Consider the following 24,258-nt stretch of genomic DNA (forward strand, 5'->3'; position numbering starts at 1 on the left):
TCTTTAATAGTTAAAGTTCATGCAAGTAGTTATGACACATGGATAACAAATAAAAATTATTCCGCAGATATTTCCACCCATCCCATTTTTTACCCATCATTGTTCTGTTTGATACATCTTTAAATGTAATTTTATTCAATTTAAACAAAGATATAATTTAAACTTGCGACACTGTATTTGACAGTTGTTTCATATAGTTTTACTTGCCATATAGGCAAGAGGGAAGAAAATTTTATGTTGAAATGTTTAAAACACACAATTTATCTTATCAGTCTAGTTATTTCATTCAATATCAGTGCAGAAGAATGGAAAAATAATGCTATTGAAATAGGTATCGTTAGTGGTGCAGGAAAAATTAAAGAGGAATTCAATGGGATTGAGGCTAATGTGTTTAGTCGAGCATTCTTAGGTTACCGTTATAACTTCAATGATAATTGGGGGATTGAAACTCAGTTTAATGAGTACATTCTCAGTTTTTCAAAACCATCCCAATCCCAGTACAATATGAAAATTGGAGGAGAGTTTAAATACTCTGCGACTGAGCGACTAAAGTTAATTATAAACGGTGGATTAAGTAAAAATTTTGATAATAAAGGTAGTTCACCACATTATGATGACTCAATAGGTGCATATATAGGCACAGGGTTGAGGCTTGAGTTTCATAGCGGATTTAATCTTGCCTTTACAGTGGGCTATGAAGACTTTAAATTTTATCGCGCTGTGGCTTATGGCTTTGGTTTAGGTTTCCGTTTTTAAATGCTTAAACGGCTCTCGAATGATGAGCAGCTTGGCTGTGACAAGATTGCGGCCTAGGATTTTAAGGATGACCTAGGTCATCCTTTTTGTTGTCAGAGCTCAGGATAACTTATTCGATATCTAGCGGCTCGGGAGACAGGATTATGCCAGTGTTGTCGGCATAGACATGGTCGGCGGGTAGGAAAGTCACGCCGCCAAAGTTGACTGGGATCTCCAGTTCGCCGACACCGTGGCCGTCTGCGCCCACAGGGATTGAGGCCAGGGCCTGAATACCTATGTCGAGATCTTCCAGTGCATCGACATCACGTACCGAACCATAGACGATAATGCCTTCCCAGTTATTGTCGACTGCGATTTCGGCAATGGCGGCATCGATAAGGGCGCGGCGCAATGAGCCACCACCATCGACCAACAGCACTTTACCTTCGCCATCTTGTTGGAGTACTTCGGCAATTAATCCGTTGTCTTCAAAGCACTTGATGGTACTGATCGAACCGCCAAAAGAACTACAGCCACCATAGTTGCTGAACATGGGCTCAACCACATCGACCACATCGAGGTAAGTGTCACAAAGTTCTGAGGTGTTGTATTCCATAGTCATACTCCCGTAGAAAAGCATTTCGCCTGGATAAACCAGCATAGTTTAGTCATTGCCAGTATATAAGGGATTCTTAAAAAGAAAAGCGTTATCAATCACGCAATTGGCGATATAAGTGTCAATTAGCCCTGTGGTTGTAATATTTCTTGAGTTGTTTGTTTTTTATTCGAAACCATGACCAAGCTCATTAAATGACGTTTTAAAATTACATTTAGGGTTGAAGTTTGCTAGCATTGCTCCGTTGTTAATTCATTTATCTCTAATTTGCTTTAGGGGCACGGACCCCCCAGTTAGCTTACGGATGGCAGAGGGCCTGAAAAAAGGTGCCTTATGGAAGCTTTAAATACGATTGAACTCATTGGATACTCTGCGTCAGTAATGGTTGCTATATCCTTGATGATGAAAGACATTGTTTGGTTAAGATGTCTAAACTTTACCGGTTGTGCCCTGTTTGTTATCTACGGGATCTATATCTCAGCATGGCCTGTAGCAGGCATGAACGCCTTTGTTGCCTGTATTAACGTTTATCATCTGTTCAAGATTTTCCGTGCTCGTCCACAAGCAGGGATCCCCGCAGAGGCTTAATTGTCTCTGTCATAAATCTTTAGGCTAGGCGTCACTTAGCCGTCATAGCACTGTTTTAGGCTCCTGATCGATAACACGCGATCCGGAGCCTTTATGTTTACTGCCCTGATTAAGCTTGATCGCCAAGTGTTTGCCCTAATTAACCACTTTGGCCATCAAAAGCAGCTTCATATTCAAGCCAGATGGATTTCCGCCAGTGGCGATGGTCCCCTTTACCTCCTGCTCATTCTGGCGCTCTGCTATTTCGATGCGCGGGGCTTTCAGTTATTTAATACCGCGCTGGTGGGATTTCTGCTGGAACTTCCCCTCTATCTGCTACTGAAAAACAGTATACGCCGCACGCGTCCTTGCGATCGCATCTCTCTGGCCGATGGGCTGCAGCTCAGGCTGGATTTTCAGCCATCAGATAAATTCAGTCTGCCTTCGGGTCATAGTGCGGCAGCTTGCGTCATGGCCACGAGTATTGCCGCAATTTATCCCCAGATGATGTTATTCGTTTACGGCTGGGCGCTGCTTATCGGCCTGTCGCGCATTGTGCTGGGTGTACATTACCCCCTGGATATTGCGGCGGGTTTTCTGCTCGGAGGCGGCAGCGGCTATCTTGCTATCCACTGGCTTGCCTCCGTTTATTGATTGGCTATGGAGTCATAAATTATGCGAATTCTTTATGGAGTACAAGGTACGGGCAACGGTCACCTTAGCCGGGCGCGGGTGATGGCAAAGGCGCTGAAGGCGCAGCGAGTCGAGGTGGATTTTTTCTTCTCCGGGCGAGAGGTGAGCCACTATTTCGATATGCAGTGCTTTGGTCGCTATCGCGCTCATGCCGGGCTCACTTTTGCGACTCAGAATGGGCGAGTCAATGTGGCGCAAACGGCTTGGCAGAACTCATTAACGGCCTTGATTAAAGATGTGCGCGAATTGGATTTGAGTGGTTATGATCTGGTGCTGAATGATTTTGAACCGGTTTCTGCCTGGGCGGCGCGCAATCAGGGGATTCCCTCAATTGGCGTAAGCCATCAGGCGGCGCTGCAGCACGATGTGCCCAAGGTGGGTGATAACTGGTTTAATCAGATGATCTTGAATTATTTTGCACCGGTACAAATCTCTCTTGGTTGTCACTGGCACCATTTCGGCTACCCCATTTTGCCGCCTTTTGTTGAGGTCGATAAGTCTGTGAGTCATGAGCCCCATGAGATCTTGGTCTATCTGCCATTCGAGTCGCCCGAGGACATTGTCAGCCTGCTGCACAGTTTCGATGGCTATCGTTTTCATGTCTATCACGGCGCGCCGAGGCCTGCGAACTGTAGCGCCAATATTCTCTGGTGTGGTTTCAGTCGCCATAAATTTAAGGCGCAATTGGCGCGCTGCGGCGGGGTGATCTCGGGGGCCGGGTTTGAGCTTGCCAGTGAAGCCTTAGCATTAGGCAAGAAATTGCTGGTTAAGCCCCTGCATGGTCAGTTTGAGCAGCTTTCCAATGTGGCCGCGCTGCAGTTGTTGGGCGCTGCTGAGAGTATGATGCGTCTCGAGCCTCATGTGGTAAAGCGTTGGCTTAAGGCCTCAAATCCCGAGCCTATCAAATACCCTGAGGTGGGGGATGCTCTGGTGAGCTGGATAAAGCAAGGGCGCTGGCACACTAAGGAGGCCTTATGCCAAAGCCTGTGGCAGCAGGTAGCGTTACCGGAAGGCTGGCGTAAGAAGAGTGCCTGATGCTTGAGACTCATAAAAACACAGATGCCGAAAACCCTTGGCAGGCTTTCGGCATTTGAATAGTTTTTTAAGGTGTCACTGGCTGAGCTTGTTTTAAAGTCTTGTTTTCTCGAGTCTCGTTTTCACGCTATGTCATCTGCGTCTTAAGCTGTTTGTTTAGCCCTGATCTTTTTGATCGCCGCATCCAGCGCATAGTGATAGCCGCTATCGCCTAAGCCGCAGATCACCCCCACCGCCTTATCAGAGAAATAGGAGTGATGTCTGAAGGGCTCGCGGGCATGCACGTTCGACAGGTGCACTTCGATAAAGGGGATGGCGACGCCTAAGAGCGCATCGCGCAGCGCCACGCTGGTGTGGGTAAAGGCGGCGGGGTTGATGATGATAAAGTCGGCATCGGTCTGATGTATCACCTCGATCAATTCATGTTCCGCATTGGACTGTATATGGGTCAGTGTTACATTAGCCGCACTGGCCGCCTGAGTTAACTGCGCCACTATCTCATCTAAGCTGTGGTGGCCGTAATGCCCCGGCTCGCGTCTGCCCAACAGATTCAGGTTCGGGCCATTCACCAATAATATTTTTGCCTGACTGCTCATGCCAATACCCTTGAGAGGGATGCGTTATCGCATCTGATTTTTGATAGATAACTGCAAGTTAGCATAATTGGGCGGGATCTTGTTAACCGAAAATAAAAATCCTGCGTTGTGTAGGCAAAGGTGGGCTGATTGCCGGGAGATAGGATCAGATTTTCGGCTTGTTTTGCCTGAGCGCCTTAGTGGCGCCGCGCTGCTTCTTGGTATCGACCCGTCGCTGCTGACTGGCTCGGGTGGGCTTAGTGGCGATGCGTTTCTTCTCTATGACACTCACGCTCTGCACTAGGGCGATAAACTGCGCTAAGGCCTGCTCGCGATTGCTCTCCTGGCTGCGGCTGCTCTGGCATTTTATGATGATCTTGCCGCTCTTGGTGATGCGATGATCGCGCTTATTGAGCAGTCGGGTCTTATAAAACTCCGGCAAAGAGGATAGATTGATATCGAAGATCAGCTGCGCGGCGGTAGAGACCTTGTTGATATGCTGGCCACCGGCGCCGCTGGCACGAATAAATTGCCATTCTATCTCCTTATCTTCCAGTAGTATGCGATTGCTGATTTTGATCATTTTGTGCGTTTATTTGCGCTTGGGCATATCATTAAGGTCATGAAATGAGGCAGAATGCTCAACAAATCATGTTAACTCGCCTTGCGGAGTCAGGTTTATGTTATGTCAAATTGCCGATATCACCAATGGTGTGATCAGCCTATTTGCCAGTGGTCGTCTATCGACGAAAGATTATTGTCAGCAGATAGCGCCAATTCTTGCAGAGTACCAGACTCAGTCGGGAAAAACCTGTATTTATATCGAGGCCGATGTGTTGCTTGAGGGTTGGGAGAGCCAGTCGCTTTCTGGCGTGGGTGAAGTCAAGTTGCCTGGTTTTGATGCCTTGGTTTTAGTTGGCGGCCCGGACTGGTTCGGTAATGCGGTGCGTCTGATGGGCCCCTTTATGCAAGGCGAAGTGGCTTGGTATCCGCTGGAAGAGAAGGCTCAGGCGATCGAGTGGATCACGGCCAAGCTGAGTTGCCCTCTAAGCCAGTGATCACCCGGGTGATTGAACTTCTGCCGGCAGGCAGGGTCTGTCTACCCTGACAGGGTATGAGTATCCAGGTTTTTGGTTAATGAGTGCTAGGTTTAGTGAACGAGTGATGGATTTAGTTTGAATCGAATCTGTGGTTATCGGACAGGGCGCATCGCCCAGATGCTGATGGTGATGCTAGTGACGCTGCAGTTTGCCGTGGCAAATTTTAGCGCCCATCAGCTGCATCTGGGTAACCATGAGCAGGAAAACGATAACCACCCGCATCTGCAGCTGACCACACAAATTATCAGTTTCGAGCCGTGTTTAGATTGCCAGTGTGAACTCGAGACCGACCCCAAAGCGGCGACCCATGCCCATAAGATCAAAAAAATACAGACCCAGGAGACAGACCTGTGTCTCGATTGCCATTGCCATGGCGGTCATCTGAGCCTGTTATCCCAGATGTTCGCAACCCCCGTGATGGCGCTGGCTGATCGGCCTGCTTCCCCTAGTAAACTTTACTTCCCGCCCGATACACAACCCAGTTACCGCCCACCCATAGCCTGATTTCAAGCTTATTGATCTTTTTACTGCTCGCTTGTGGCCTTTAGTCGCAAGGGCGAGTCGTTGTTTTGGGCCGAGTACGCATTCAGTTGTGCGTCGCTCAGGCTATTGCTTGGAATCAATCTTAATGAAAAAAACAGTCACTATAACGGCAGGCTGGTTCGCCTGCTTGTTCTCTTTCTCTGTGCTCGCCGCGGGCGAAGATGATCACTCTCATAACCAGAGGCATGATAAGGCGCAAGACACTGCTGGGCAGGAGCAACACAGCCAGGCACTCATGTTATCGCCAAAACAGCGCCAACTGGCGGCAATCCGAGTGCAGCAGGTGTCACAGCAGCAGTTCAGCCTGGCGTCACAGGCAACCGCGACCCTTAAAGTGGATCGAGATAGAACCGTTACTCTAGCGCCTCAACTTGAAGTCAGAGTGCTTAAGCGCCATGTGGTGCCGGGTCAGGAAGTGGTCGCGGGACAGGCACTGCTTACTCTGGGCGGCGCCGCAGTGGCTCAGGCTCAGGCTGATTATATTAAGGCTGCCGCGGAGTGGGATCGGATCCGGCGTATGAGTCAGAGCACTGTGAGTGAGAGTGAACGCTTGCAGGCACAGGTGGACGCCGAGTTTGCCCGTGCCACCTTGGAGGCGTTGAAGATGACGCCAAAGCAGATCAACAATCTGCAATCCTCTCCGGCGGCCATTGGCCGTTATCAGTTGCTGGCGCCAATCGCCGGTCGGGTGCAGCAGGATATGGCGATGTTAGGTCAGTTGGTCGCGGCAGGTACGGCTCTGATGCAGCTGACCGATGAGTCGCATCTCTGGGTCGAGGCACAGTTGACGCCGCAGCAGGCCCAGCGTGTCAACTTAGGTGACAGTGCATTGGTCAAGGTGGGTGAGTTCAGCCGTGAAGCCAGGATAATCGGTCGCTCCCATGAGTTAGATCTGATGACCCGCACTGAGTCGATACTGCTGGCGCTGGCCAATCCGGGGCATGAATTACATGCAGGAGAGTTTGCCGAGATCTATCTGCATGATCCCAGTGTGGCGGGTGTGGTGTTGCCCGATGCCGCGCTTACCCGAGGCGCCGATGGTGACTGGCAGGTGTTTGTCGAAGATGAAGATGGCTTCGAGGCGGTCGAGGTTGAGGTGATAGAGCGTCAGCATGGTTTGAGTCTGGTACTTGGGCTGGAGCCAGAGATGAAGGTGGTGATCTCCGGCGCCTTCTTTTTGGCCTCTGAGCTAGCTAAGTCTGGCTTCGATATACACAGCCACTAGTAGGAGGCGGTTATGTTAGAGACAATAATTGCCGCGGCGGTGCGCCACCGCTTGCTGGTGGTGCTGGCGCTGTTGGGTGCTGTGATCACCAGTATGATCGTCCTGCCCAAGCTGAATCTGGATGCCTTTCCCGATGTCACCAATGTGCAGGTGACAGTGAACACAGATGCCCAGGGGCTGGCGGCTGAGGAGGTGGAGAAACTTATCAGTTATCCAGTGGAGTCGGCCATGTATGCCTTGCCTGGGGTGACAGAGGTGCGTTCCTTGTCGCGCACGGGCCTGTCGATTGTGACTGTGGTATTTGCCGAGGGCACAGATATCTATTTTGCCAGACAGCAGGTGTTTGAGCAGTTGCAGGCGGCACGGGAGATGATCCCATCGGGGGTCGGTGTGCCTGAAATCGGCCCCAATACCTCGGGGTTGGGGCAGATCTATCAATACATTCTTCGCGCCGAGCCGGGAGCGGGGATCTCAGCCTTTGAGCTCAGATCTCTCAACGATTATCTGGTTAAGCTGCTTATGATGCCGGTTTCCGGGGTGACAGAGGTGCTTTCGTTTGGCGGCGATGTACGTCAATATCAAGTGCAGGTGGATCCCAACCGACTGCGCAGTTACAAGCTGTCTATGGAGCAGGTGACAGCTGCGCTTGAGAGCAATAATCGCAATGCCGGCGGCTGGTTTATGGAACAAGGCCAGGAACAGCTGGTGGTGCGCGGCTATGGTTTATTGCCTGCCGGTGACGCTGGGCTGAGGGCGATAGCGCAAATCCCCCTGACCGAAGTGGCGGGAACCCCAGTGCGCATCGAGGATATTGCCAACATCGCCTATGGCAGTGAGGTCCGTGTCGGCGCCGTGACTATGACCCGTAGGGATGATTCAGGTCAGCCGCAGGCGCTGGGCGAGGTCGTGGCGGGCGTGGTGTTAAAACGCATGGGTGCCAATACTAATGCCACGATAGAGGATATCAATAAGCGGGCCGCCATGATTCAACAGGCTTTGCCCCAAGGCGTGGCTTTCGAGGTGTTTTACGATCAGGCGGATCTGGTCAATAAGGCGGTCACCACAGTCACGGATGCCCTGCTGATGGCCTTTGTGTTTATTTTGACTATCTTGGCCCTGTTTCTGGTCAATCTCGGTGCCACCTTGCTGGTGCTGCTCTCTATTCCTATCTCTATCGGCCTGGCTCTGATGCTGATGAGTTATTTAGGCATGTCGGCAAATCTTATGTCTCTGGGCGGTCTGGCGGTCGCCATCGGCATGCTGGTGGATGGCTCTGTGGTGATGGTGGAAAATATCTTTAAGCATCTGACCCAGCCAGACAGGCGTCATCTACAGGACGCTCGGGTGCGGGCAGATAATGTGCTTGACCCTTATCATGGCGATCAAGATGGTGTGCCAGAAGGTACGGCCAGCGGCATCAAGGTGCGTATCATGTTGGCGGCATTTGAAGTGGGTAAACCTATCTTCTTTGCTACCGCTATTATTATCTTAGTGTTTGCGCCTCTGTTTGCCCTGGAAGGGGTCGAAGGTAAGCTGTTTCAGCCCATGGCCGTGAGTATTATTCTGGCCATGTTATCGGCACTCCTGGTGGCCTTGATTGCCGTGCCGGCACTGGCTGTGTATCTGTTTCGCCGTGGTGTCACCTTAAGGCGCAGTGTGCTGTTGACCCCGCTAGAGACGGGATACCGCAGGCTGCTGGCCCAAGTGATCGCTAGACCTAAGGCCGTTTTCTTCTGCGCTGTACTGCTGTTTGCCTTGAGTATGGTGCTGTTGCCAAGACTCGGCACAGAGTTTGTGCCTGAGCTGGAGGAGGGCACAATCAACCTCAGGGTGACGCTGGCGCCAACCGCCAGCCTCAACACGGCTCTGGAGGTGGCTCCGAAACTGGAGCAATTACTGCTTGAGTTTCCCGAGGTGGAGTACGCCCTGAGCCGGATCGGTGCCGCCGAGCTGGGAGGCGATCCTGAGCCTGTGAGCAATATTGAGATCTATATCGGCCTCAAACCGATAGAGGAATGGCAATCGGCTCACAATCGCCTAGCGTTGCAGCGGCTGATGGAACAGAAGTTGAGTGAGTTTCCCGGTCTGCTGCTCACCTTCTCCCAGCCTATCGCGACCCGGGTCGATGAGCTGCTCTCGGGCGTCAAGGCGCAGCTGGCAATCAAGCTGTTTGGGCCAGATCTGAATGTATTATCCCAGAAAGGGGGGCAGCTCACCGAGCTGGTGGCGCAGATCCCAGGCGCAGTGGATGTGTCCCTAGAACAGGTCTCCGGCGAAGCGCAGCTGGTGGTGAGGCCTAAACGGGATCTGTTGGCACGCTATGGGATCAGCGTCGATGATGTGATGAGCCTGGTGAGTCAAGGCGTGGGCGGTGTCAGTGCAGGTCAGGTGATAGAGGGGAACGCCAGATATGATATCAATGTGCGCCTGGCAGCCGAATATCGTCGCTCGCCCGATGTATTACGAGACTTGCTGCTTGAAGGAGTGAACGGGGCTACCGTGCGTTTAGGGGAGGTGGCCGAGGTGCAGGTAGAGATGGCGCCGCCCAATATTCGCCGTGATGATGTGCAGCGACGCGTCGTGGTGCAGGCCAATGTCTCCGGGCGCGATATGGGGTCTGTGGTGGCCGACATTTATGCTCTGGTGCCTCAGGTTCAGTTGCCGCCCGGCTATACCTTAGTGGTGGGGGGGCAGTATGAGAATCAGCAGCGCGCCCAGCAGAAGCTGATCTTGGTCGTGCCTGTCTCTATCGTCCTTATCGCCTTATTGCTCTATTTTTCCTTCGCCTCGATAAAGCAGGTGGGGCTGATCATGGTCAATGTGCCGCTGGCGCTGATTGGTGGTGTGTTGGCCTTATATCTTAGTGGTACCTATCTGTCTGTGCCCAGTTCCATCGGCTTTATTACTCTGTTCGGTGTGGCCGTGCTTAATGGCGTGGTGCTGGTGGATGCCATTAATCAGCGCAGGCAGACAAATGATCCGCTGTTTACTTGTGTGTATGAGGGTGCCATAGGTCGACTGCGTCCCGTGTTGATGACGGCGCTGACCTCGGCGCTGGGGCTGCTGCCGATTTTGCTCTCCAGTGGCGTGGGCAGTGAGATACAAAAGCCGCTGGCCGTGGTGATAATGGGTGGCCTGTTCAGTTCGACTGCACTGACTTTGCTCGTGCTGCCAACCCTTTATCTGTGGCTCTATCGGCGAGATCTTTAATTGATCTAGTTCGGCCGGAGGTCTTAGCCTCCGGCCTTAGGCTCTTATGGCTCTTATATTAGACCTTAACTTTTATCACCACTTTTCTGACCTGTGTCGGCGTGCTGCCTGTGCCCGGCATATGTATATCCTGGGGGAAGAAGAGGGCGAACATGCCTGCCTTTAACGGGATAAAGGCAGCATCGGCCTGATTGGGCTCATAATCAAATTCGGCGTAGTCATGTTTGTCATGGTAGGGCTTAGAGGGCAGTTGATCTTTTAAGGGCAGATAGCCGAACTCCTCTTCACCCGAGACTACAAACTGTACATCGATATAGCGCCTATGTACTTCGAAGGGCTGGTTTTCTTTGGGCTTGGTCTGGTAGTCGTTGACTATCACAAACAGATCTTTGCCGTCGAGCTCATAGCTTCCCACCTCCAGCTTAGAAAAGTCGGTATCGGCCAGATGCTTAAGTGCTGCAGCTATGCGTGGGCTGAGGTGTGTGTACAGGGCAATATTATCTAAGGTATCTATTATCATGGCGTCCAGCTCAGCTTGGTTGATTGTGGGTTCACGCTCTTTGCCGCCCATCATCTATGGTCGCGGGATCTGCATCTTAAACTATAGCCCGAGTGGCTCAAAGCAGTTTGTTATTATCTAATAAACACTTAGCTAGTGCTGCAGGCTCAGGTTAGTTTTTATGCAACAAAGTGACTAAAATTTAGGTCTAATTTGTAGATGGTTAAGCAGGGAAGAGGGAGGATAGATCTTGGCCATCAAGCAGTAATTTTATCAACTGCTACACTTTACAGATATTGCTCCTGGTCACTGATTTCTGCCAAGGATCGCGTAACACGGCAGGCACCGACCATGTGGAGGAGGTTGCTATGTTAACCCATGAGATGGCATTAATTACGCGCGATGATCTGTTGTTACCCGGCGGCCGCCTGGAGCTTAGGGTTGCAGGTCCCTGTGCCTTGAGTCTAATTGCCGAAGTGCTCAAGGGACATTATGCACTGGCTTTTGCCATGCAAAAAGCCAATGCCATTCCTCCCTGTTATCCAATCGCGACTCAATGTGAAATTATCGATTTTAATCAACTCGAAGATGATGCGCTCGGCTTAGTGCTTGAGGGCAAGCAGAGGGTAAAAATATTGTCCGCGGCTCAGCGCCGTGACGGTAACTGGATCGCCCGAACCATGGCCAGTAATAACTGGCAGCAGGAGCCGATTCGAGGTGAGTTTGAGCTGATCAGTGCGGCCTTAAAGCAGTTTTATCAGGTTAATCCGGCGCTGTTTGATCTCTACTCAGATCTGCATCTGGACGATGCAACCTGGGTCAGTCAGCGTTGGCTGGAGGTGTTGCCTCTCTATAATCGCGACAAACAGGTGCTGGTCAATCAGCCCGACTGCCATAAGACGATGAATTTTGTGCTCGAACTGATCAAGTCCCATGCGAGAAGCTCAAGGGCGGAAGAGTAAGCCTGCTACTGGCACTGACAAGCTAAAATGCCCGGCAGATCTATGATTTGTCGGGCATTCATTTTTATGATTTTATTTAGGCTTACATAGCATCTCGGGGGCATTATAACCCCAGGTGATAGTCGCCTCGCCCTGATGTTCCCAGAAAGCTTCATTACGGCCCTGGTAGTGAGTGCCGCTGGCACTGGGCTGTATGATCATTAAGCTGCTGCTATCACCATATTCGGCGATCAGGGTTGCCGGCTCAGTCTTAAAGTAGGTGACAACTACCTCTTTGGCGGGATTGCCATCACAGGCGAAATAGACAGGTTGTGAATAGTCCACTAAGCGATATTTGGCTTGGAGCGTGATGATGCGATTTTGGTAGCTTTCCTTAACACACAGCCGTTGATCTGCACTCTTCCAACATTCGTTGCGTCCTTTTATCCAACCTCGCTGCTCTGCCTCAAGCAGAGGGGGTTGTTGATTCTCTGCCTTGGCCTGTGCTCGGGCATAAACCTGAGCCAGCTGATTATCGAGTACCGCGAGCTCTGTTTGCTGGCAGATAAGGGTCTCAACACTGCTCAGCTCTGGTGCGGCGCAATCGAAGCTGGGAGTTATTCTTAAGTGTTCTTGCTTTGCCTCTGAAGGGGGATTGGTGCAAGCACTCAGAAAGATGCCAGTAAGCAGTGATACCAAAATAGGTTTGGTCATAGTAAAAGCCAAAAGTAAGGAGAAGATATTACTGAGGATATCCTCTGTACCCTGTGTCAGCAAATTTGTTATCTTCAGAGTGAAAGGCTCATCGTTTTGATTTTGTCGCTTATATTTTAGCTTGTTAAAAAGATTAGCCTGTTAGAAAGATGAGGGTTTTACCTTGATCTCGAGAAAACGCATGGAGGGGGGAGATGACACTTAGGGTTTTGCTCAATGGTAAAAAGGCATTGCCAGAAAACTGCCCTATATTGCTTCCTGATCCCAAAACCGCTTAACGAAAATAATAAGCCAGTTGCTGACATAAGTTAAACGGTTGTTTTATTTTTTGAGCAAGCATCTTTGGGTAATTTAGCAGCAAGTAAATTATTTTTTATTTATTAACACCAGATTTAAACGCTTGGTTTTTTACTCCTGCCAATGAAGATTAGTTTTAACTGTTTAATATTCATATATTTGCACTTAATTATTCTGCCTCTGTTTTTCTTTTTGGTATATTTATTTGACCAATATAATTCATTGACAAGCCTATTTAATGGTCATTAAATCAATAGTGGGTGTTTAAAAAATAAAACATTTTACTGTGTTTTATTTTTGTTGATGGGCTGAGGCTAGGGTGTCGATGATGAAAAGCGCAATAGGTGAAGAAAAGAGTATGCCGGGATTTGAAAGTGACAATGGGCGTCAGGAGCGTATCGAATATCTTGAACAGATGCTCGATGGCAATGAAACCGACCTGAAAGACGAAGAACCCGATTGTTATGTTTTAAGCTATAACTGACAAGCAATAACTGACGCTTAGGATTTGCTGAGGCTTGTTCGGGTGAACAAGCATCCCAGCCTTGTATATTCCAGCATAATATCAAGCGTAGCGAGTCTAGATTAACAGCTAATCGAGTCTAGATGAGCTAGTCTTATCTCGCTTACGTCTGATCACCAGCAAGATTTGCGGCATCAGGGAGGCGAGTATCATGCCTGCCATCAGCAAATATTGATGTGTATTAAAGCTCTCATCCAGTAATACCATTCCAGCCAGAATCCCTGCTATCGGGTTGGCTATGCCGCCAAAAGTAAAGTCAACCACACTCATGCGCTGCAACAGCCAGACATAAAGAGCATAACTAATGACAGTGTTTGGCAAGATAATCCAGACTAAACCTATGATATTTAATTGATTAACTTCAGCTATAATATTCAAGTAGGCTTCGGGGGAAAACAGTGCCTGGAGTGATGAGACAAGCAGCATTATCAGGCCCCCGATAATCATTTGCCAGGTCAAAACAGTCCACCAATGGATGCGTGTCCCCAAGGATTTTGTGATTGTACTACCGACTATGATGCAGCCGATGGCCGCCAGCATGGCTAAAAGGCCTATTGGGTTGAGGCTGATGGCGTCGGGATCGAACAGTAACCAGGCCAAGATGATAAGCAGGGCGCCAAAAATTAACTGGTTTTTATCGGGGCGTTTCTTGCTGACCAGCCAATGAAACAGCATGGCAAACACAGGTGTAGAAACCATACCCACCCCGGAAATGGCTGAGGGCAGTGTCTGAGCCATGACGAAGATTAAACTCAGAAAGATACCGATATTAAGCAGGCCGAGCTGCGCCAGAACTGGCCACTCAGAACGTTTGGGCAGACTGGGATGGATGGCAAGTAGTATCAGCCCGGCAGGCAGCGCCCGTAGCATGCCCAGCAGTAAGGGTGGCCAGTCTGGCAGGGTCAGTTGTGTCACTGCATAGGTGGTTCCCCAGAAAAAAGCGGGGATCATGGCTAAAAGCACATTCATGATAAACCCTTATTAAGACGCAGCCCGATTCAGTTATTCGCTCAGGTGAGTCGCAAAGCGATCAGGAATTACCGTTGTTAACATGGCTGCGAACGGCAATTTCAGGAGGATTGATACCATGTTTTTTGAACTCCTTCATTACCCTTAAGGTAATATCAGTTTCAAATAATTTTTCATAAACCGTATCGACCACATAGGCCTTGCAGGTGAGTTTAATCGCCAGATAGTTATCTGCCATAGACTGATTGACCAGCACCACCACAGGTTTTGGTAGGTGGATATAGCGGCTGGAGGAGGCGGCTTCTTGAATAAGATCCCGCGCTAAATTGATATCCTGATCCATGCCGACATAGAAGGGGATCACGCACTGCATATCCAGCTCACCATAGTTACCGCTGATGGTGACTTCGCTTAAAAACTTATTGTTGGGAATCGTGATGATATCGTCGGTCAGGGTACGCATACGCACCGAGCGTAGGCCGATAGTGACTATGTCGCCATAATGGCCTTCGAAGGTCACCCGGTCGCCTACCTGGAAGGGCCTGTCTATCATCACGGTTAGCCCTGCGATAAAGGAGGCGGCGAGATCTTTCATGGCAAAGCCGACAGAGACAGCCAGCGTACCGCCTATCAGGGTCAGGATCTGTTCGTTAATACGAAAACTCATCATAAAGACCACTATACCTGCGGTCATGTAGACGAAGAACTGGAAGAAGGATTGCAGCTTCTGTAACACCATGCGGTACTGCACAAACTGGCTACTGATCCCATCGACCATCTTGCTGACAAATCGCAGCAGCAACCAGGCGGCGAGCAGCACCACAAAGGAGAATATCACTCCACTCCAGCGGATCAGGCTGGTGATTTGCGTCAGGTTCTCTAGGTGTGAACCCGGATCTTCATTGGCCGCCAAGGCTGCTGAGCTGAACGCCAATAATATGAGTGTGACTAAAAACTTATTCATCTTATTTCACCAAAAGATGCTGACGGTGGAGGGCATTGGTTATGTAGCGATACCAGTGATCGGAAATACGCGCCTTATCATCTGTCCACTCAATATACCCTCGGCTCTCGAAATACCTTAGGGTACCAATCACCTCGGCGATAGTGAGCTGAGTACATTCAGATAGCTCTTCCGGTGAGGAAACCTCAAGTTGTACCACAGAGCGCAGTATGGCGAGCATGGGCTTGGGCATCTTCTCCAGATCTTCATTTTCCGGAGCATTAAACAGGCGTACTACCACCTTGTCGTTACTCTTATCTCGTCTGAGTGACAGGCGGAAGAAGCGCAGCGCCACAGTTGGGTTACCATCGGCATAGTGCCAGAGTATGCGAAAGAAGCCGGTGCGGGCCCGTTCCTCTTCGGTAATCTCCTCCTGATCCCACTGTTTGGGCACGACTAACCCCTCGAAGGTTACCGGATTTTCTATCTCGGTATTGATGCGAGAAGTGAGCAACTGGGCTATCTGGGCCTCGCTCCATCTGGGGAGGAATACCACATGGTCGAACAGCAGGCGCTCGCCCCGAGCGCGATCCACAAAGCGCCAGCTGGACTTTTCGATGGCCATCACGCAACGGTGGTTTTTCTTGGAGCGGCGCATTAGGTTGGCAAATTTGATCAGATCGCCCAGGCCGCCTACTCTGGGTTTAACCAGCCGCTGGGCGTTATCTATGGCCAGAAAATAGCAGATCTCGCTCTTTCGCAGGTGGCTCAGTATCTGGATCTCGCTGGCATCGTTGTTTAGGCCTAACTCGGTAGCGAGCAGGGTTAATAACTCGCTGTAGCCGGCAATGGGACAGTTAATATAGATGGCAGTGGCATTTTTAACTTTGTATTCAAGCTGTTTCAGCAGTGTGGTTGTGCCTATACCGCGCTCGCCACTGACAACACACATGGCCGGATTATCCGATAACAGGTATTTCGACAGTTGTTTTATCTCATTGGCCGGGTAATCAATCAGCTCGCTATCTTCACGGCCGGGCAGAATATACTGGAATACCTCATCTTTCTTGACGCGCACTAGATTGCTGTTGCCGCCATTATTCTGGGTCTGTTTCGCCACTTCGATGCGAAACAGATAGGCGAGCGCCTGACTGAAGAAGGCATAGTTGGACAGGCTGGCAATGATGTATTGCTTGGTGCTGCGCTCAAGGAGCCAACCCATCATGATGGCTGTAGCTATGATAGATAGGCCGAAACTGTTTTTGTTATTGATGGCCCAGCGGATAGCCAGGGGGGCGTCGAGCTGTTCATTGCTCGGACTGAATACATGGTTTTTCCATTTGTGGATAACCAGTATGGTGATCAAGGCAAACCAGAAAAACACCAGATTAGAGATCCAGTGATATATGGTACCCTGACCGATAGAGCGTTGTGCCAGTTGTAATATCACGCCAGTGACAATGATGCTCCAGACATAATAACGTATGGTGGATAAACGCAGCGCCGTGATGGTTTTATTGGTGTTACGACTGTTGCGATAGGCGAATTCGAGGATAAATTTAATCGCAATCGAGCCGCCTAAGATCCACCAAACGATGATTTCGAGGAAGATCAGGTGTTGCAGACTCGGTAGGCTGCTGAGGGTCCGCAGTGATGCCGTGATGGCAATCAGCCAAGCGATAGGGCGGTTGGCCGATCCTAAATAGAGCAGGATTTTGACCCACCAGGGCTGGGTCAGTTGATCTGGCTTAGGCTGACGCAGATGTTGGATCACTTTCTTGCTGTTTTTCAGCCACCAGTTAAGCAGCAGATAAAGCAGCAGCAGTTTGAAAAAGGCCGCGAGAATGGGTACGGGTGAGATGGTCAGATCCCGTAAAAAGGCTTTGAAACTCTGAATCTGAAACAGGATAAGATACTCAGTATTGAGTCTGGCCAGCTGAAACTCTTTCTTAAACTGCGTCACGCCCCGGGGGCCAAAGCCGGTTAACTTATTAAAGGTATCGGTTGAGCTGAGCTTGAGTAGCCTCTGTTTGGACTGGCTTAGGCTCAGCAGTGTCAGTTGTTGGCGCTGTACTTCAAGCCAGTTTTCATCGCTGTTATTGGTGTGGTAGCGGTTTAGCAGTGTCTTAAAGTTAGCGATATCCCCTTGGATCTGATTGATTGTGGCGCCCAGCAATCTGTCTATCTGCTGCCGCTCAGCGTCACTGATAAACAGCGGATCGGGCAGGGCTTCTACCGCGGCGGAGAGCTCTTCGGCGGCGGGTGAGATGCTCACTGGCTCAGATTGTGAGTCCTGTTCCCAGCTCGCATGTACCGCGAAAGCCTGTATCAATAGCAGAGATAATATAAACCTGAGTACACTTGTCATTGTGGTCACTTAATTGTTGATCCTATATTCACTGCTTATCTTATGTTCACTGCTTATCCTTATGCGCTGCCAAAGGGCGTTAATCACAATTATTACTGTGATGCGTCGCGGTTCAGCTACTTAAGTGTAACAGGGGAGAAGTAAGCTGGTGATAAATACAGTAAATATCGTTTGTGAGTCGGGTAAACAGCCAGCAGATTACTATACGTTTATTTTTTATTCAGCTCTAGTCAGCCTCAGTATTAACCGTCAGTTTTGTGTGAGCTTGATTGCAAGAATGAGAATTTCATCTAAAAACGTCTCCGTTTTTTTGCGGTTTTAAGTCTCGATTCAGCTTGCCTGGTTAGGCGCTGATGGGGCTGTTGAATTAGGTTATAATCCTGGCCACCTTGAAAGATAAACACGCCCTAATCATGAGCAAATGCGCAGAGACAAACAATAATATCTATGTTCAGATGACAAAAGATGGTAGCCATACCCTGATGAGCAGCCTGTTCGATGACAGCTACCATGCCCATAATGGGGCGATGAGCGAGTCTGAACATGTCTATATCGAGTCAGGCTTACAGGCGCTCTCGCCCGAGTTTAAGCTGGTGCGTATTTTAGAGCTGGGTTTTGGCTCAGGCATGAACGCCATACTGACGCTGAAACAGGCACTGGCTGAAACCGCTAAGATAGAAGTTCCTATCCACTATACCTCGATAGAAGCTTATCCGGTTCCCTGGGATGTGATTGTCCAGCTTAATTACAAGCAGCAACTCTCACCCGTTTTAGCCTCGTTATTTGATCAATTGCATCTGGCGCCCTGGGATACAGATGTGGAGATTATCCCAGGTTTTGTGCTGCATAAGGTGCATGGGAAATTGGCCGACTACCAAGGTGCCGATAATTCGGTTAACTTAGTCTATTACGATGGCTTTGCACCGAGTAAACAGCCAGAGTTATGGACACAGGATAATTTCGATCGCCTCTATCCTATGATGATGAACCAGGGAATGCTCGTCAGTTATTGCGCGAATGGTCAATTTAAACGTAATCTCAAGGCGGCGGGATTTAGCGTAAAAGCGCATCCCGGAGCCCTAGGGCGGCGGGAGATGACGCGGGCATGGAAGATGAGTTGAGCTCACTTCGAGAGTGAGTGTTTCAGCGTTTCGGCGAAAGGATTAAGTGTGCGGCACAAAGCAAAGGAGTTGAGCATGTCAGACATTGGGCTAGGGTTTACTAAGGCTAAGTTGTGGTCTTGGCTTGTCAGGAAAGCAAGGGTGCTCGTCTCCATTAGCCTGTTACCGCTTAGCCTATTTTCTCTTAGCTTATTACCTCTTAGTCTTACGGCCGCCCAGGTGCCGTTACCGGAAATGGCGCCCTACATGGTCGAGGCGGAATTTCGTCTAACTCACCCCGTGCTCAGCCTGAATCTGTCGGGAGATGCCACCAAAGAGCTGGTGGTGCTTGGTATAGATGACAATCATCAGCGCCATCTTGCTGTCTATGGTTTAGAGCAACAGGGTGGTTTAGATGCACAGGGTGGTTTAGATACACAGGATAGGCGCTATCGACAGCTGTTTTCTCACCCCCTGCCTATCGGTTTTTTAGCCTTCGATTTTTCCGAGTATCAAGAGACAGCCCCAGAGCGTCTGCAATCACTCTATTTTTTAAGTGGCAGTGAGCTGTTTAAGTTGCTGTTAAGCCCAGAAGGAATAGCCTTCTCCTCGCTCAGTCCTGTTTCTCCCTTAGTGCAAAGTGCGAGAGGGGATTTTCTGACGCGGGGCAGTTTTGTTCGCGATCTCAATAAAGATGGTTTGGATGATTTTATTATCGGCGGCATAGATAAGACCCAGGTATTGATTCAGCAATCCCAGGGACTCAGAGCACAGACCCTGCCTATTCGCGCCGATGTGCTTCAGTATCAGGATGGCGCCAGATACATAGAGGCGAGCCGTTTTTTCGCCGACCTTAATCTCGATGGCAGGGAGGATATTATCAAGGTGGGGCAGGGCGAGCTGGAGTCTTATCCTCAGCTGGCCGATGGTAAGTTTGCCTCTTCGGCTACCTTTGTCTCTATGAGTCAGGCGATTAACGGCCTGGATTGGTGGCATCAGCGTGATGCCTATGGTGAGGCTCTGGATCAAAGCAACCTGATTTATCGCAAAGTGGAGCAGCTGAAAGATACCAATCAAGATGGGCTGGTGGATATGGTGGTGCGTTATACCAAGAGCCGTGGTGTGCTCGATAGAGTAAACGACTATGAGATCTACCTAGGACAGCGCTCAGAAAAAGGCGTGCAGTTTGCCAAGTCTGCCCACAATGTGATCCATGCCGAGGGCACCTTAACCGGGTTTTCCTTGGTGGATATAGATCAGGATAAGGTGGATGAAGTTTTGGTTTCAGGTTTTGATATCGGGCTGTCGCAGATCATAGGCGCCTTAATCTCCGGCAGCATAGATCAGGATGTGTTCCTGTTTAAGATGAACGGCGAGGGCAAGTTTCCTAATGAGCCTAATGTTGAGCAGTCGGTGGAACTGAACTTCAGTCTGACTTCGGGCCAGAGCGGCGCACCTGTGATCTTACTGGCCGATATGAATGGGGATGACTTAAAAGATCTCTTGTTATCTGATGGTAATGAGGCGCTGCGGATCTACTTGGGTCAGCATGATTCGGATCAAAGAGGGGAGCGGCTGTTTTCCAGGAGCAGTGAAAGCTTCAAACTTACCCTGCCCAGCGATGGCACCTTGGTACAGAGTGATGATCTTAATCATGACGGCAAGAGCGATCTGCTGATCTCTTATGGCCGTCAGGATAAGCTGGGGCTTCAGCAGGCGTTTGTGGTCTTTATGGCGCGCTAGAGAGCGCAGCCGTTTTTTGCTAACGGGCCTGTCTGTTAATGACGACTTAAGGGGATTAATTCAACCTTTGCATCTGCCGCTGGATTAGGGCTATTTCCTGTTGCAGGGCATCCGCCGGAGCGTTAGCCGCGTGAGTTTCCTGTTCTTTTAACCAGAGAAACACTTCTCTATTGGATAGGCCGAATTGGGTGACTATCTCCGAGGGTAAGTGGTGTCCCATCTCCACCTCGCTCTTAAGCATTTGGGTAAACTCCCTGCTGTTGGCTCGCATCATTCTTCCCTCATTTTTTATCTTGTTTCACTTGATAGGCGAAACTTATGCCAAATTTTGCCGGCCAAGTTTAGAAGGCTGATTTTAGAGAGCCAAGTTTAGAGAAATAGGGTGACAGCTTGATTGCGTATGCCTTAAATTGGACAAATATCTGCCAAATTTCACCATTTTGGTGCGGGGGATTAAAGGGGATTAAGTGAGCGGTGAAAGTGTTAGGCTAGCATCACATCGAAGCTAGCCAGATCACATATAGGGATAAGCCAGCTTGATCTAATTAAGCAGCACTAGGGTCGCGAGTCCCAAGAAGGCGAACAGGCCAATGACATCTGTCACTGTGGTTAGCACCATACCGCCAGCTAAGGCCGGGTCTACGTTGAATTTTTTCAGTAGCAGCGGAATGCTGGCGCCCGCAAAACCCGCGACCGTCATATTGATTAACATAGCGCCGCCTATCAGTGCGCCCAGTTGCAAATCTCCTTTCCACAGCGAGACGGCGGCAAACACTAATATTGCCCATAACAAACCATTGAGAAAACCGATGGCAAGCTCCTTGCCGATTAGCCAGCGGGAGTTACTCTGGCCTATCTGACCCAGTGCGATACCGCGGATCACCAGTGCCAGGGTCTGATTACCGGCTACGCCGCCCATACTGGGCACGATCGTCATCAAAATCGCGATAGTGGCAAACTGTTCCAGTGTGCCTTCAAACATATTGCTCACCGAGGCGGCCAAGAGTGCTGCAAACAAATTGACCGTCAGCCAAAGCGAGCGTCTGAAGGTACTCTTCAATACCGGCCCGAAGGTGTCTGTGTCGTCATCCATCCCCGCCATCCCCATCATGGAGTGTTCGGCGTCCTCACGGATCACGTCAACCACATCATCGATGGTGATACGTCCCAGCAGGCGGTTGGTCTGCTCTTCGACTACGGGCGCGGATACCCAGTCGTGTCGCTCGAACAGCTGCGCCACTTCACCATCGTCCATGGAAACGGGGATCCCTTCGAGATCGTCGTTCATGATATCGCGCACCGAGGCGCTGGGATCGCAGGTCAGCAGATCGGCAATCCTTACCCCACCAAGCAGGCTGTCATCCTTATCCACCACATAGAGGGTATCTGTGGCCTCGGGCAATTGCCCGCGAATGCGCAGGTAACGCAGGATCACATCGATATTGACGTCCGGTCTGAGGGTCACTGTATCTGTGTTCATCAGACTGCCGGCGGTATCTTCAGGATAGGAGAGCGCCTGCTCGACACGCGCCCTGTCCTGGGAGCGCATCGATTGCAACACCTGATTGAAAACGCTGTCTGGCAGGCTGCGTAGTATATAGGCCAGATCGTCTGTATCCATGCTTTCGGCCGCTTTGGCGACGCGCTCTGGACTCATCTGGGTGATCAGGTGATCTTTTAGCTCTTCTCCCAGCTCCTCTAAGATCTCGCCTGTATGGGATTGGTCGATCAATTGCCATAGCACTTGGCGGGTACGGGGCGGTGAGGATTCGAGAATAAAGGCGACATCTGAGGCAGCCATGTCATGTAGCATATTGCGAACATGGACAAACATGCCACTGCTAAGGGCTTGGGTGAGCTGGTTTAAGCGTTGATCTGTGGTTTCGCTATCTAATACTTCGATCGGCATAGCTCCCCCTTAGCAGTGAAACGATGAATTCAGATATGTATAAATTTTTGATTATAAAGCGGGATCATACTGACGAATGACGCAAGCTGCGCAGATTATACGGCTTCATCGAATTTGGCGTCAATAAGGGCACTGACGGCATCCAGTGCGGCTTGGGCATCTTTGCCCTCACTGGTGACGGTAATGGTTTTACCCATACCGGTTTCTAGCATGAGTAATCCCAGCACACTGGCGGCCGAGGCCTGTTTGTCACCCTGGATAAGGGTTACCTGGGCATCGAACTGAGACGCAAGCACTGCAAGCTTAGTAGCGGCTCTGGCGTGTAAGCCAAGTTTGTTACAGATGGTGAGCTGGCGTTCAAGTTTCATCTTGTTTCAGCTCGCGATGTCTCGCCTGTACCTTATGTTTACTCTGGCTGAAGAGTTTGGCAAGTTGGTCTGTGACATAGACAGATCTGTGTTGGCCGCCTGTACAACCAATAGCAACCGTAAGGTAGCTGCGATTATTACGCTCTAAGTGAGGTAACCAGGTCCCGATAAGATTTTCTATCTGCCAGATGAATTTATTTACCAGGGGTTGCTGGCGCAAGAAGTGCTGTACAGGTTCATCGAGTCCGGTGAGTGGGCGCAGTTCCACTTCCCAGTGAGGATTGGGCAGGAAACGCACATCAAACATAAAGTCCGCTTCCGCTGGCAGGCCATATTTAAAGCCGAAGGATTCGAAGTTGATCACCAACTCTTTATCGACCGTGCCTAGCAGTATCTCTCTGACCTGATCGCTCAGTTCATAGATATTCAGATTGGAGGTATCGATATAGTGATCGGCCAGCTTGGCTATGGGGTCAAGCATCTTGGCTTCGAGCTTGATCGCTTCTCTTAGCGAGACCTGTGACCGGGAGAGGGGATGCAATCGACGGGTTTCGCTGTAGCGTTTTAGCAGCACCTGATCAGAGGCATCTAAGAAGAAGCTTTGCAGCTCAACCTCTTTGCCAAGGTCGGCAAACTGCTTACTCAGATGGGAGTTCTGGCCTGTCATGTTACGTACATCGACGCTGATGGCGACCAGTTCATTACTGTCTTTGAGTTGAGCCAGTAGTGAATTCATCATCTGTAGTGGCAGATTGTCGACACAATAGTATCCGAGGTCTTCAAGCACTCGCAGTGCAACTGATTTTCCTGAGCCTGAACGCCCCGATACTATGACTAATTTCATTGAGTGATCACCTGATAGAGCTGGGCTTCATCCTGGCTTTTCCTGAGCTGCTTTACTATCGCCTTGTCATTTAGCTTTTCCGCCATGGCGGCCAAGGTGCTCAAGTGTTGCTCACATTGCTCAGCAGGAACCAATAGTGCGAATAGGATATCGACCGGCTGGTTATCTATGGCGTCAAACGCTATGGGTTCGGTACATTTGATAAATACAGCCACAGGTTGTTCGATATTGGTCAGCCGTCCGTGTGGGATGGCGATTCCGTTGCCTATACCTGTGCTGCCCATCTTCTCTCGCGCCAACAGGCTTTCGAAAATCTCTTGCGAGGAAAGGGTTGGGTACTGGACAGCGGCTAAATCGCTGATAAGTTCCAGTACCTTTTTCTTACTGCCCGGGGTCGCGCAGGTTGTGGCCCCCGGCTGCAGGATGGTACTTAGTTCCATCGTTAATGTTTAGTAAGCTTCTCTTTATGTTTAATTACCTGACGATCCAGTTTATCTATCAGGGCGTCTATTGCGGCATACATATCCGCATGTTCCGATGTCGCGAAAACTTCTCCACCTCGAAGATGTAACTTTGCCTCAACTTTTTGCAGCAATTTTTCGACATTTAAAACAACGTGCACATTATTGATCTGATCGAAATGTCGTTCAAGCTTTGAAAACTTCTCTTCAACATAGTTCCGTAGAGATTGGGTGATCTCGATATGGTGCCCAGTCAGGTTAATTTGCATAAAATCAGTCC

26 protein-coding genes are annotated in these 24,258 nt (G+C 49.9%); 12 read left to right on the plus strand and 14 right to left on the minus strand.

The window, feature by feature from the left end; genetic code table 11:
- Positions 1-234 precede the first annotated feature (234 nt).
- Positions 235-756, plus strand: coding sequence for a porin family protein (locus LZP69_RS12260; RefSeq protein WP_234200924.1), 522 nt, complete (start codon positions 235-237; stop codon positions 754-756).
- Between the two features lie 109 nt (positions 757-865).
- On the opposite strand, the gene rraA is transcribed toward LZP69_RS12260, so the two are convergent.
- On the minus strand, positions 866-1,351 hold the full coding sequence (gene rraA / locus LZP69_RS12265) for a ribonuclease E activity regulator RraA (protein WP_234200925.1): 486 nt from the start codon (positions 1,349-1,351) through the stop codon (positions 866-868).
- Between the two features lie 333 nt (positions 1,352-1,684).
- Here rraA and LZP69_RS12270 point away from each other — a divergent pair, with 333 nt between their 5' ends.
- The 3 genes from LZP69_RS12270 (at position 1,685) to LZP69_RS12280 (ending at position 3,646) form a co-directional block, all read left to right on the plus strand.
- Positions 1,685-1,939: a uroporphyrinogen decarboxylase gene (locus tag LZP69_RS12270; protein ID WP_234200927.1), complete on the plus strand. Its 255-nt coding sequence runs from the start codon at positions 1,685-1,687 to the stop codon at positions 1,937-1,939.
- Between the two features lie 93 nt (positions 1,940-2,032).
- The gene (locus LZP69_RS12275; RefSeq protein ID WP_234200928.1) at positions 2,033-2,572 is read left to right on the plus strand and encodes a phosphatase PAP2 family protein; all 540 of its coding nucleotides are present in this window, start codon (positions 2,033-2,035) and stop codon (positions 2,570-2,572) included.
- A gap of 21 nt (positions 2,573-2,593) precedes the next feature.
- A complete protein-coding gene (locus LZP69_RS12280) occupies positions 2,594-3,646 on the plus strand; it encodes an MJ1255/VC2487 family glycosyltransferase (protein WP_234200930.1) in 1,053 nt (350 codons plus the stop codon).
- A 143-nt stretch (positions 3,647-3,789) separates the two neighbouring features.
- On the opposite strand, the gene aroQ is transcribed toward LZP69_RS12280, so the two are convergent.
- A complete protein-coding gene (aroQ, locus tag LZP69_RS12285; RefSeq protein ID WP_234200931.1) occupies positions 3,790-4,242 on the minus strand; it encodes a type II 3-dehydroquinate dehydratase in 453 nt (150 codons plus the stop codon).
- A gap of 145 nt (positions 4,243-4,387) precedes the next feature.
- Entirely contained in the window at positions 4,388-4,804 is a 417-nt protein-coding gene (gene arfB, locus LZP69_RS12290) for an alternative ribosome rescue aminoacyl-tRNA hydrolase ArfB (RefSeq protein WP_234200933.1), read from the minus strand.
- Between the two features lie 97 nt (positions 4,805-4,901).
- Between arfB and LZP69_RS12295 the strand changes: the two genes are divergently transcribed.
- The 4 genes from LZP69_RS12295 (at position 4,902) to LZP69_RS12310 (ending at position 10,299) form a co-directional block, all read left to right on the plus strand.
- Complete coding sequence (locus tag LZP69_RS12295; protein WP_234200935.1) at positions 4,902-5,279, plus strand: STAS/SEC14 domain-containing protein; 378 nt, start codon at positions 4,902-4,904, stop codon at positions 5,277-5,279.
- Positions 5,280-5,396: 117 nt separating this feature from the next.
- The gene (locus LZP69_RS12300; protein ID WP_234200937.1) at positions 5,397-5,825 is read left to right on the plus strand and encodes a hypothetical protein; all 429 of its coding nucleotides are present in this window, start codon (positions 5,397-5,399) and stop codon (positions 5,823-5,825) included.
- Between the two features lie 124 nt (positions 5,826-5,949).
- The gene (locus tag LZP69_RS12305) at positions 5,950-7,089 is read left to right on the plus strand and encodes an efflux RND transporter periplasmic adaptor subunit (RefSeq protein WP_234200938.1); all 1,140 of its coding nucleotides are present in this window, start codon (positions 5,950-5,952) and stop codon (positions 7,087-7,089) included.
- 12 nt (positions 7,090-7,101) lie between these two features.
- Entirely contained in the window at positions 7,102-10,299 is a 3,198-nt protein-coding gene (locus LZP69_RS12310) for an efflux RND transporter permease subunit (RefSeq protein ID WP_234200939.1), read from the plus strand.
- Between the two features lie 58 nt (positions 10,300-10,357).
- Here the strand turns inward: LZP69_RS12310 and LZP69_RS12315 are convergent, their stop codons facing one another.
- On the minus strand, positions 10,358-10,819 hold the full coding sequence (locus LZP69_RS12315) for a YhcH/YjgK/YiaL family protein (RefSeq protein ID WP_234200996.1): 462 nt from the start codon (positions 10,817-10,819) through the stop codon (positions 10,358-10,360).
- Between the two features lie 347 nt (positions 10,820-11,166).
- Between LZP69_RS12315 and LZP69_RS12320 the strand changes: the two genes are divergently transcribed.
- Positions 11,167-11,760, plus strand: a complete 594-nt coding sequence (locus tag LZP69_RS12320) for an LON peptidase substrate-binding domain-containing protein (RefSeq protein ID WP_234200940.1) — start codon at positions 11,167-11,169, stop codon at positions 11,758-11,760.
- Between the two features lie 72 nt (positions 11,761-11,832).
- Here LZP69_RS12320 and LZP69_RS12325 read toward each other — a convergent pair whose 3' ends face one another.
- Complete coding sequence (locus LZP69_RS12325; protein WP_234200941.1) at positions 11,833-12,453, minus strand: MliC family protein; 621 nt, start codon at positions 12,451-12,453, stop codon at positions 11,833-11,835.
- A 625-nt stretch (positions 12,454-13,078) separates the two neighbouring features.
- Here LZP69_RS12325 and LZP69_RS12330 point away from each other — a divergent pair.
- Positions 13,079-13,234: a hypothetical protein gene (locus LZP69_RS12330; RefSeq protein ID WP_234200942.1), complete on the plus strand. Its 156-nt coding sequence runs from the start codon at positions 13,079-13,081 to the stop codon at positions 13,232-13,234.
- A gap of 108 nt (positions 13,235-13,342) precedes the next feature.
- Here LZP69_RS12330 and LZP69_RS12335 read toward each other — a convergent pair whose 3' ends face one another.
- The 3 genes from LZP69_RS12335 to LZP69_RS12345 form a co-directional block, all read right to left on the minus strand.
- Positions 13,343-14,242, minus strand: a complete 900-nt coding sequence (locus LZP69_RS12335) for a DMT family transporter (protein WP_234200943.1) — start codon at positions 14,240-14,242, stop codon at positions 13,343-13,345.
- A gap of 61 nt (positions 14,243-14,303) precedes the next feature.
- On the minus strand, positions 14,304-15,206 hold the full coding sequence (locus LZP69_RS12340) for a mechanosensitive ion channel family protein (RefSeq protein WP_234200944.1): 903 nt from the start codon (positions 15,204-15,206) through the stop codon (positions 14,304-14,306).
- Position 15,207: 1 nt separating this feature from the next.
- A complete protein-coding gene (locus tag LZP69_RS12345; RefSeq protein ID WP_234200997.1) occupies positions 15,208-17,553 on the minus strand; it encodes an ATP-binding protein in 2,346 nt (781 codons plus the stop codon).
- 413 nt (positions 17,554-17,966) lie between these two features.
- Here LZP69_RS12345 and mnmD point away from each other — a divergent pair, with 413 nt between their 5' ends.
- On the plus strand, positions 17,967-18,674 hold the full coding sequence (mnmD, locus tag LZP69_RS12350; RefSeq protein ID WP_234200945.1) for a tRNA (5-methylaminomethyl-2-thiouridine)(34)-methyltransferase MnmD: 708 nt from the start codon (positions 17,967-17,969) through the stop codon (positions 18,672-18,674).
- Between the two features lie 75 nt (positions 18,675-18,749).
- Positions 18,750-20,396, plus strand: coding sequence for a VCBS repeat-containing protein (locus LZP69_RS12355; protein WP_234200946.1), 1,647 nt, complete (start codon positions 18,750-18,752; stop codon positions 20,394-20,396).
- 55 nt (positions 20,397-20,451) lie between these two features.
- Here LZP69_RS12355 and LZP69_RS12360 read toward each other — a convergent pair whose 3' ends face one another.
- The 6 genes from LZP69_RS12360 to hpf all read right to left on the minus strand — a co-directional run bounded on the left by LZP69_RS12360 (position 20,452) and on the right by hpf (position 24,247).
- Positions 20,452-20,670, minus strand: coding sequence for a hypothetical protein (locus tag LZP69_RS12360; RefSeq protein ID WP_234200947.1), 219 nt, complete (start codon positions 20,668-20,670; stop codon positions 20,452-20,454).
- 267 nt (positions 20,671-20,937) lie between these two features.
- Positions 20,938-22,305 (minus strand): magnesium transporter, encoded by a 1,368-nt coding sequence (gene mgtE, locus LZP69_RS12365; protein ID WP_234200948.1) that lies wholly within the window; start codon positions 22,303-22,305, stop codon positions 20,938-20,940.
- 95 nt (positions 22,306-22,400) lie between these two features.
- Entirely contained in the window at positions 22,401-22,673 is a 273-nt protein-coding gene (locus LZP69_RS12370) for an HPr family phosphocarrier protein (protein ID WP_234200949.1), read from the minus strand.
- Positions 22,663-23,517 carry an RNase adapter RapZ gene (gene rapZ, locus LZP69_RS12375; RefSeq protein ID WP_234200950.1) on the minus strand — a complete coding sequence of 285 codons (855 nt, stop codon included), beginning with the start codon at positions 23,515-23,517 and terminating at the stop codon, positions 22,663-22,665. The genes LZP69_RS12370 and rapZ overlap by 11 nt, the downstream gene beginning before the upstream one ends.
- On the minus strand, positions 23,514-23,957 hold the full coding sequence (ptsN, locus tag LZP69_RS12380) for a PTS IIA-like nitrogen regulatory protein PtsN (protein ID WP_234200951.1): 444 nt from the start codon (positions 23,955-23,957) through the stop codon (positions 23,514-23,516). The genes rapZ and ptsN overlap by 4 nt, the downstream gene beginning before the upstream one ends.
- 2 nt (positions 23,958-23,959) lie before the next feature.
- The gene (hpf, locus tag LZP69_RS12385; protein WP_234200953.1) at positions 23,960-24,247 is read right to left on the minus strand and encodes a ribosome hibernation promoting factor; all 288 of its coding nucleotides are present in this window, start codon (positions 24,245-24,247) and stop codon (positions 23,960-23,962) included.
- Positions 24,248-24,258 lie beyond the last annotated feature (11 nt).

This window comes from Shewanella sp. AS1, assembly GCF_021412565.1.
Taxonomy (GTDB): domain Bacteria; phylum Pseudomonadota; class Gammaproteobacteria; order Enterobacterales; family Shewanellaceae; genus Shewanella.

Excerpts from the sequence above, each read along its gene's own strand:
- LZP69_RS12260 (WP_234200924.1), top strand. The coding sequence starts at position 235 with ATGTTGAAATGTTTAAAACACACAATTTATCTTATCAGTCTAGTTATT.
- rraA (WP_234200925.1), bottom strand. The coding sequence starts at position 1,351 with ATGGAATACAACACCTCAGAACTTTGTGACACTTACCTCGATGTGGTC.
- LZP69_RS12270 (WP_234200927.1), top strand. The coding sequence starts at position 1,685 with ATGGAAGCTTTAAATACGATTGAACTCATTGGATACTCTGCGTCAGTA.
- LZP69_RS12275 (WP_234200928.1), top strand. The coding sequence starts at position 2,033 with ATGTTTACTGCCCTGATTAAGCTTGATCGCCAAGTGTTTGCCCTAATT.
- LZP69_RS12280 (WP_234200930.1), top strand. The coding sequence starts at position 2,594 with ATGCGAATTCTTTATGGAGTACAAGGTACGGGCAACGGTCACCTTAGC.
- aroQ (WP_234200931.1), bottom strand. The coding sequence starts at position 4,242 with ATGAGCAGTCAGGCAAAAATATTATTGGTGAATGGCCCGAACCTGAAT.
- arfB (WP_234200933.1), bottom strand. The coding sequence starts at position 4,804 with ATGATCAAAATCAGCAATCGCATACTACTGGAAGATAAGGAGATAGAA.
- LZP69_RS12295 (WP_234200935.1), top strand. The coding sequence starts at position 4,902 with ATGTTATGTCAAATTGCCGATATCACCAATGGTGTGATCAGCCTATTT.
- LZP69_RS12305 (WP_234200938.1), top strand. The coding sequence starts at position 5,950 with ATGAAAAAAACAGTCACTATAACGGCAGGCTGGTTCGCCTGCTTGTTC.
- LZP69_RS12310 (WP_234200939.1), top strand. The coding sequence starts at position 7,102 with ATGTTAGAGACAATAATTGCCGCGGCGGTGCGCCACCGCTTGCTGGTG.
- LZP69_RS12315 (WP_234200996.1), bottom strand. The coding sequence starts at position 10,819 with ATGATAATAGATACCTTAGATAATATTGCCCTGTACACACACCTCAGC.
- LZP69_RS12320 (WP_234200940.1), top strand. The coding sequence starts at position 11,167 with ATGTTAACCCATGAGATGGCATTAATTACGCGCGATGATCTGTTGTTA.
- LZP69_RS12325 (WP_234200941.1), bottom strand. The coding sequence starts at position 12,453 with ATGACCAAACCTATTTTGGTATCACTGCTTACTGGCATCTTTCTGAGT.
- LZP69_RS12330 (WP_234200942.1), top strand. The coding sequence starts at position 13,079 with ATGAAAAGCGCAATAGGTGAAGAAAAGAGTATGCCGGGATTTGAAAGT.
- LZP69_RS12335 (WP_234200943.1), bottom strand. The coding sequence starts at position 14,242 with ATGAATGTGCTTTTAGCCATGATCCCCGCTTTTTTCTGGGGAACCACC.
- LZP69_RS12340 (WP_234200944.1), bottom strand. The coding sequence starts at position 15,206 with ATGAATAAGTTTTTAGTCACACTCATATTATTGGCGTTCAGCTCAGCA.
- LZP69_RS12345 (WP_234200997.1), bottom strand. The coding sequence starts at position 17,553 with ATGACAAGTGTACTCAGGTTTATATTATCTCTGCTATTGATACAGGCT.
- mnmD (WP_234200945.1), top strand. The coding sequence starts at position 17,967 with ATGAGCAAATGCGCAGAGACAAACAATAATATCTATGTTCAGATGACA.
- LZP69_RS12355 (WP_234200946.1), top strand. The coding sequence starts at position 18,750 with ATGTCAGACATTGGGCTAGGGTTTACTAAGGCTAAGTTGTGGTCTTGG.
- LZP69_RS12360 (WP_234200947.1), bottom strand. The coding sequence starts at position 20,670 with ATGATGCGAGCCAACAGCAGGGAGTTTACCCAAATGCTTAAGAGCGAG.
- mgtE (WP_234200948.1), bottom strand. The coding sequence starts at position 22,305 with ATGCCGATCGAAGTATTAGATAGCGAAACCACAGATCAACGCTTAAAC.
- LZP69_RS12370 (WP_234200949.1), bottom strand. The coding sequence starts at position 22,673 with ATGAAACTTGAACGCCAGCTCACCATCTGTAACAAACTTGGCTTACAC.
- rapZ (WP_234200950.1), bottom strand. The coding sequence starts at position 23,517 with ATGAAATTAGTCATAGTATCGGGGCGTTCAGGCTCAGGAAAATCAGTT.
- ptsN (WP_234200951.1), bottom strand. The coding sequence starts at position 23,957 with ATGGAACTAAGTACCATCCTGCAGCCGGGGGCCACAACCTGCGCGACC.
- hpf (WP_234200953.1), bottom strand. The coding sequence starts at position 24,247 with ATGCAAATTAACCTGACTGGGCACCATATCGAGATCACCCAATCTCTA.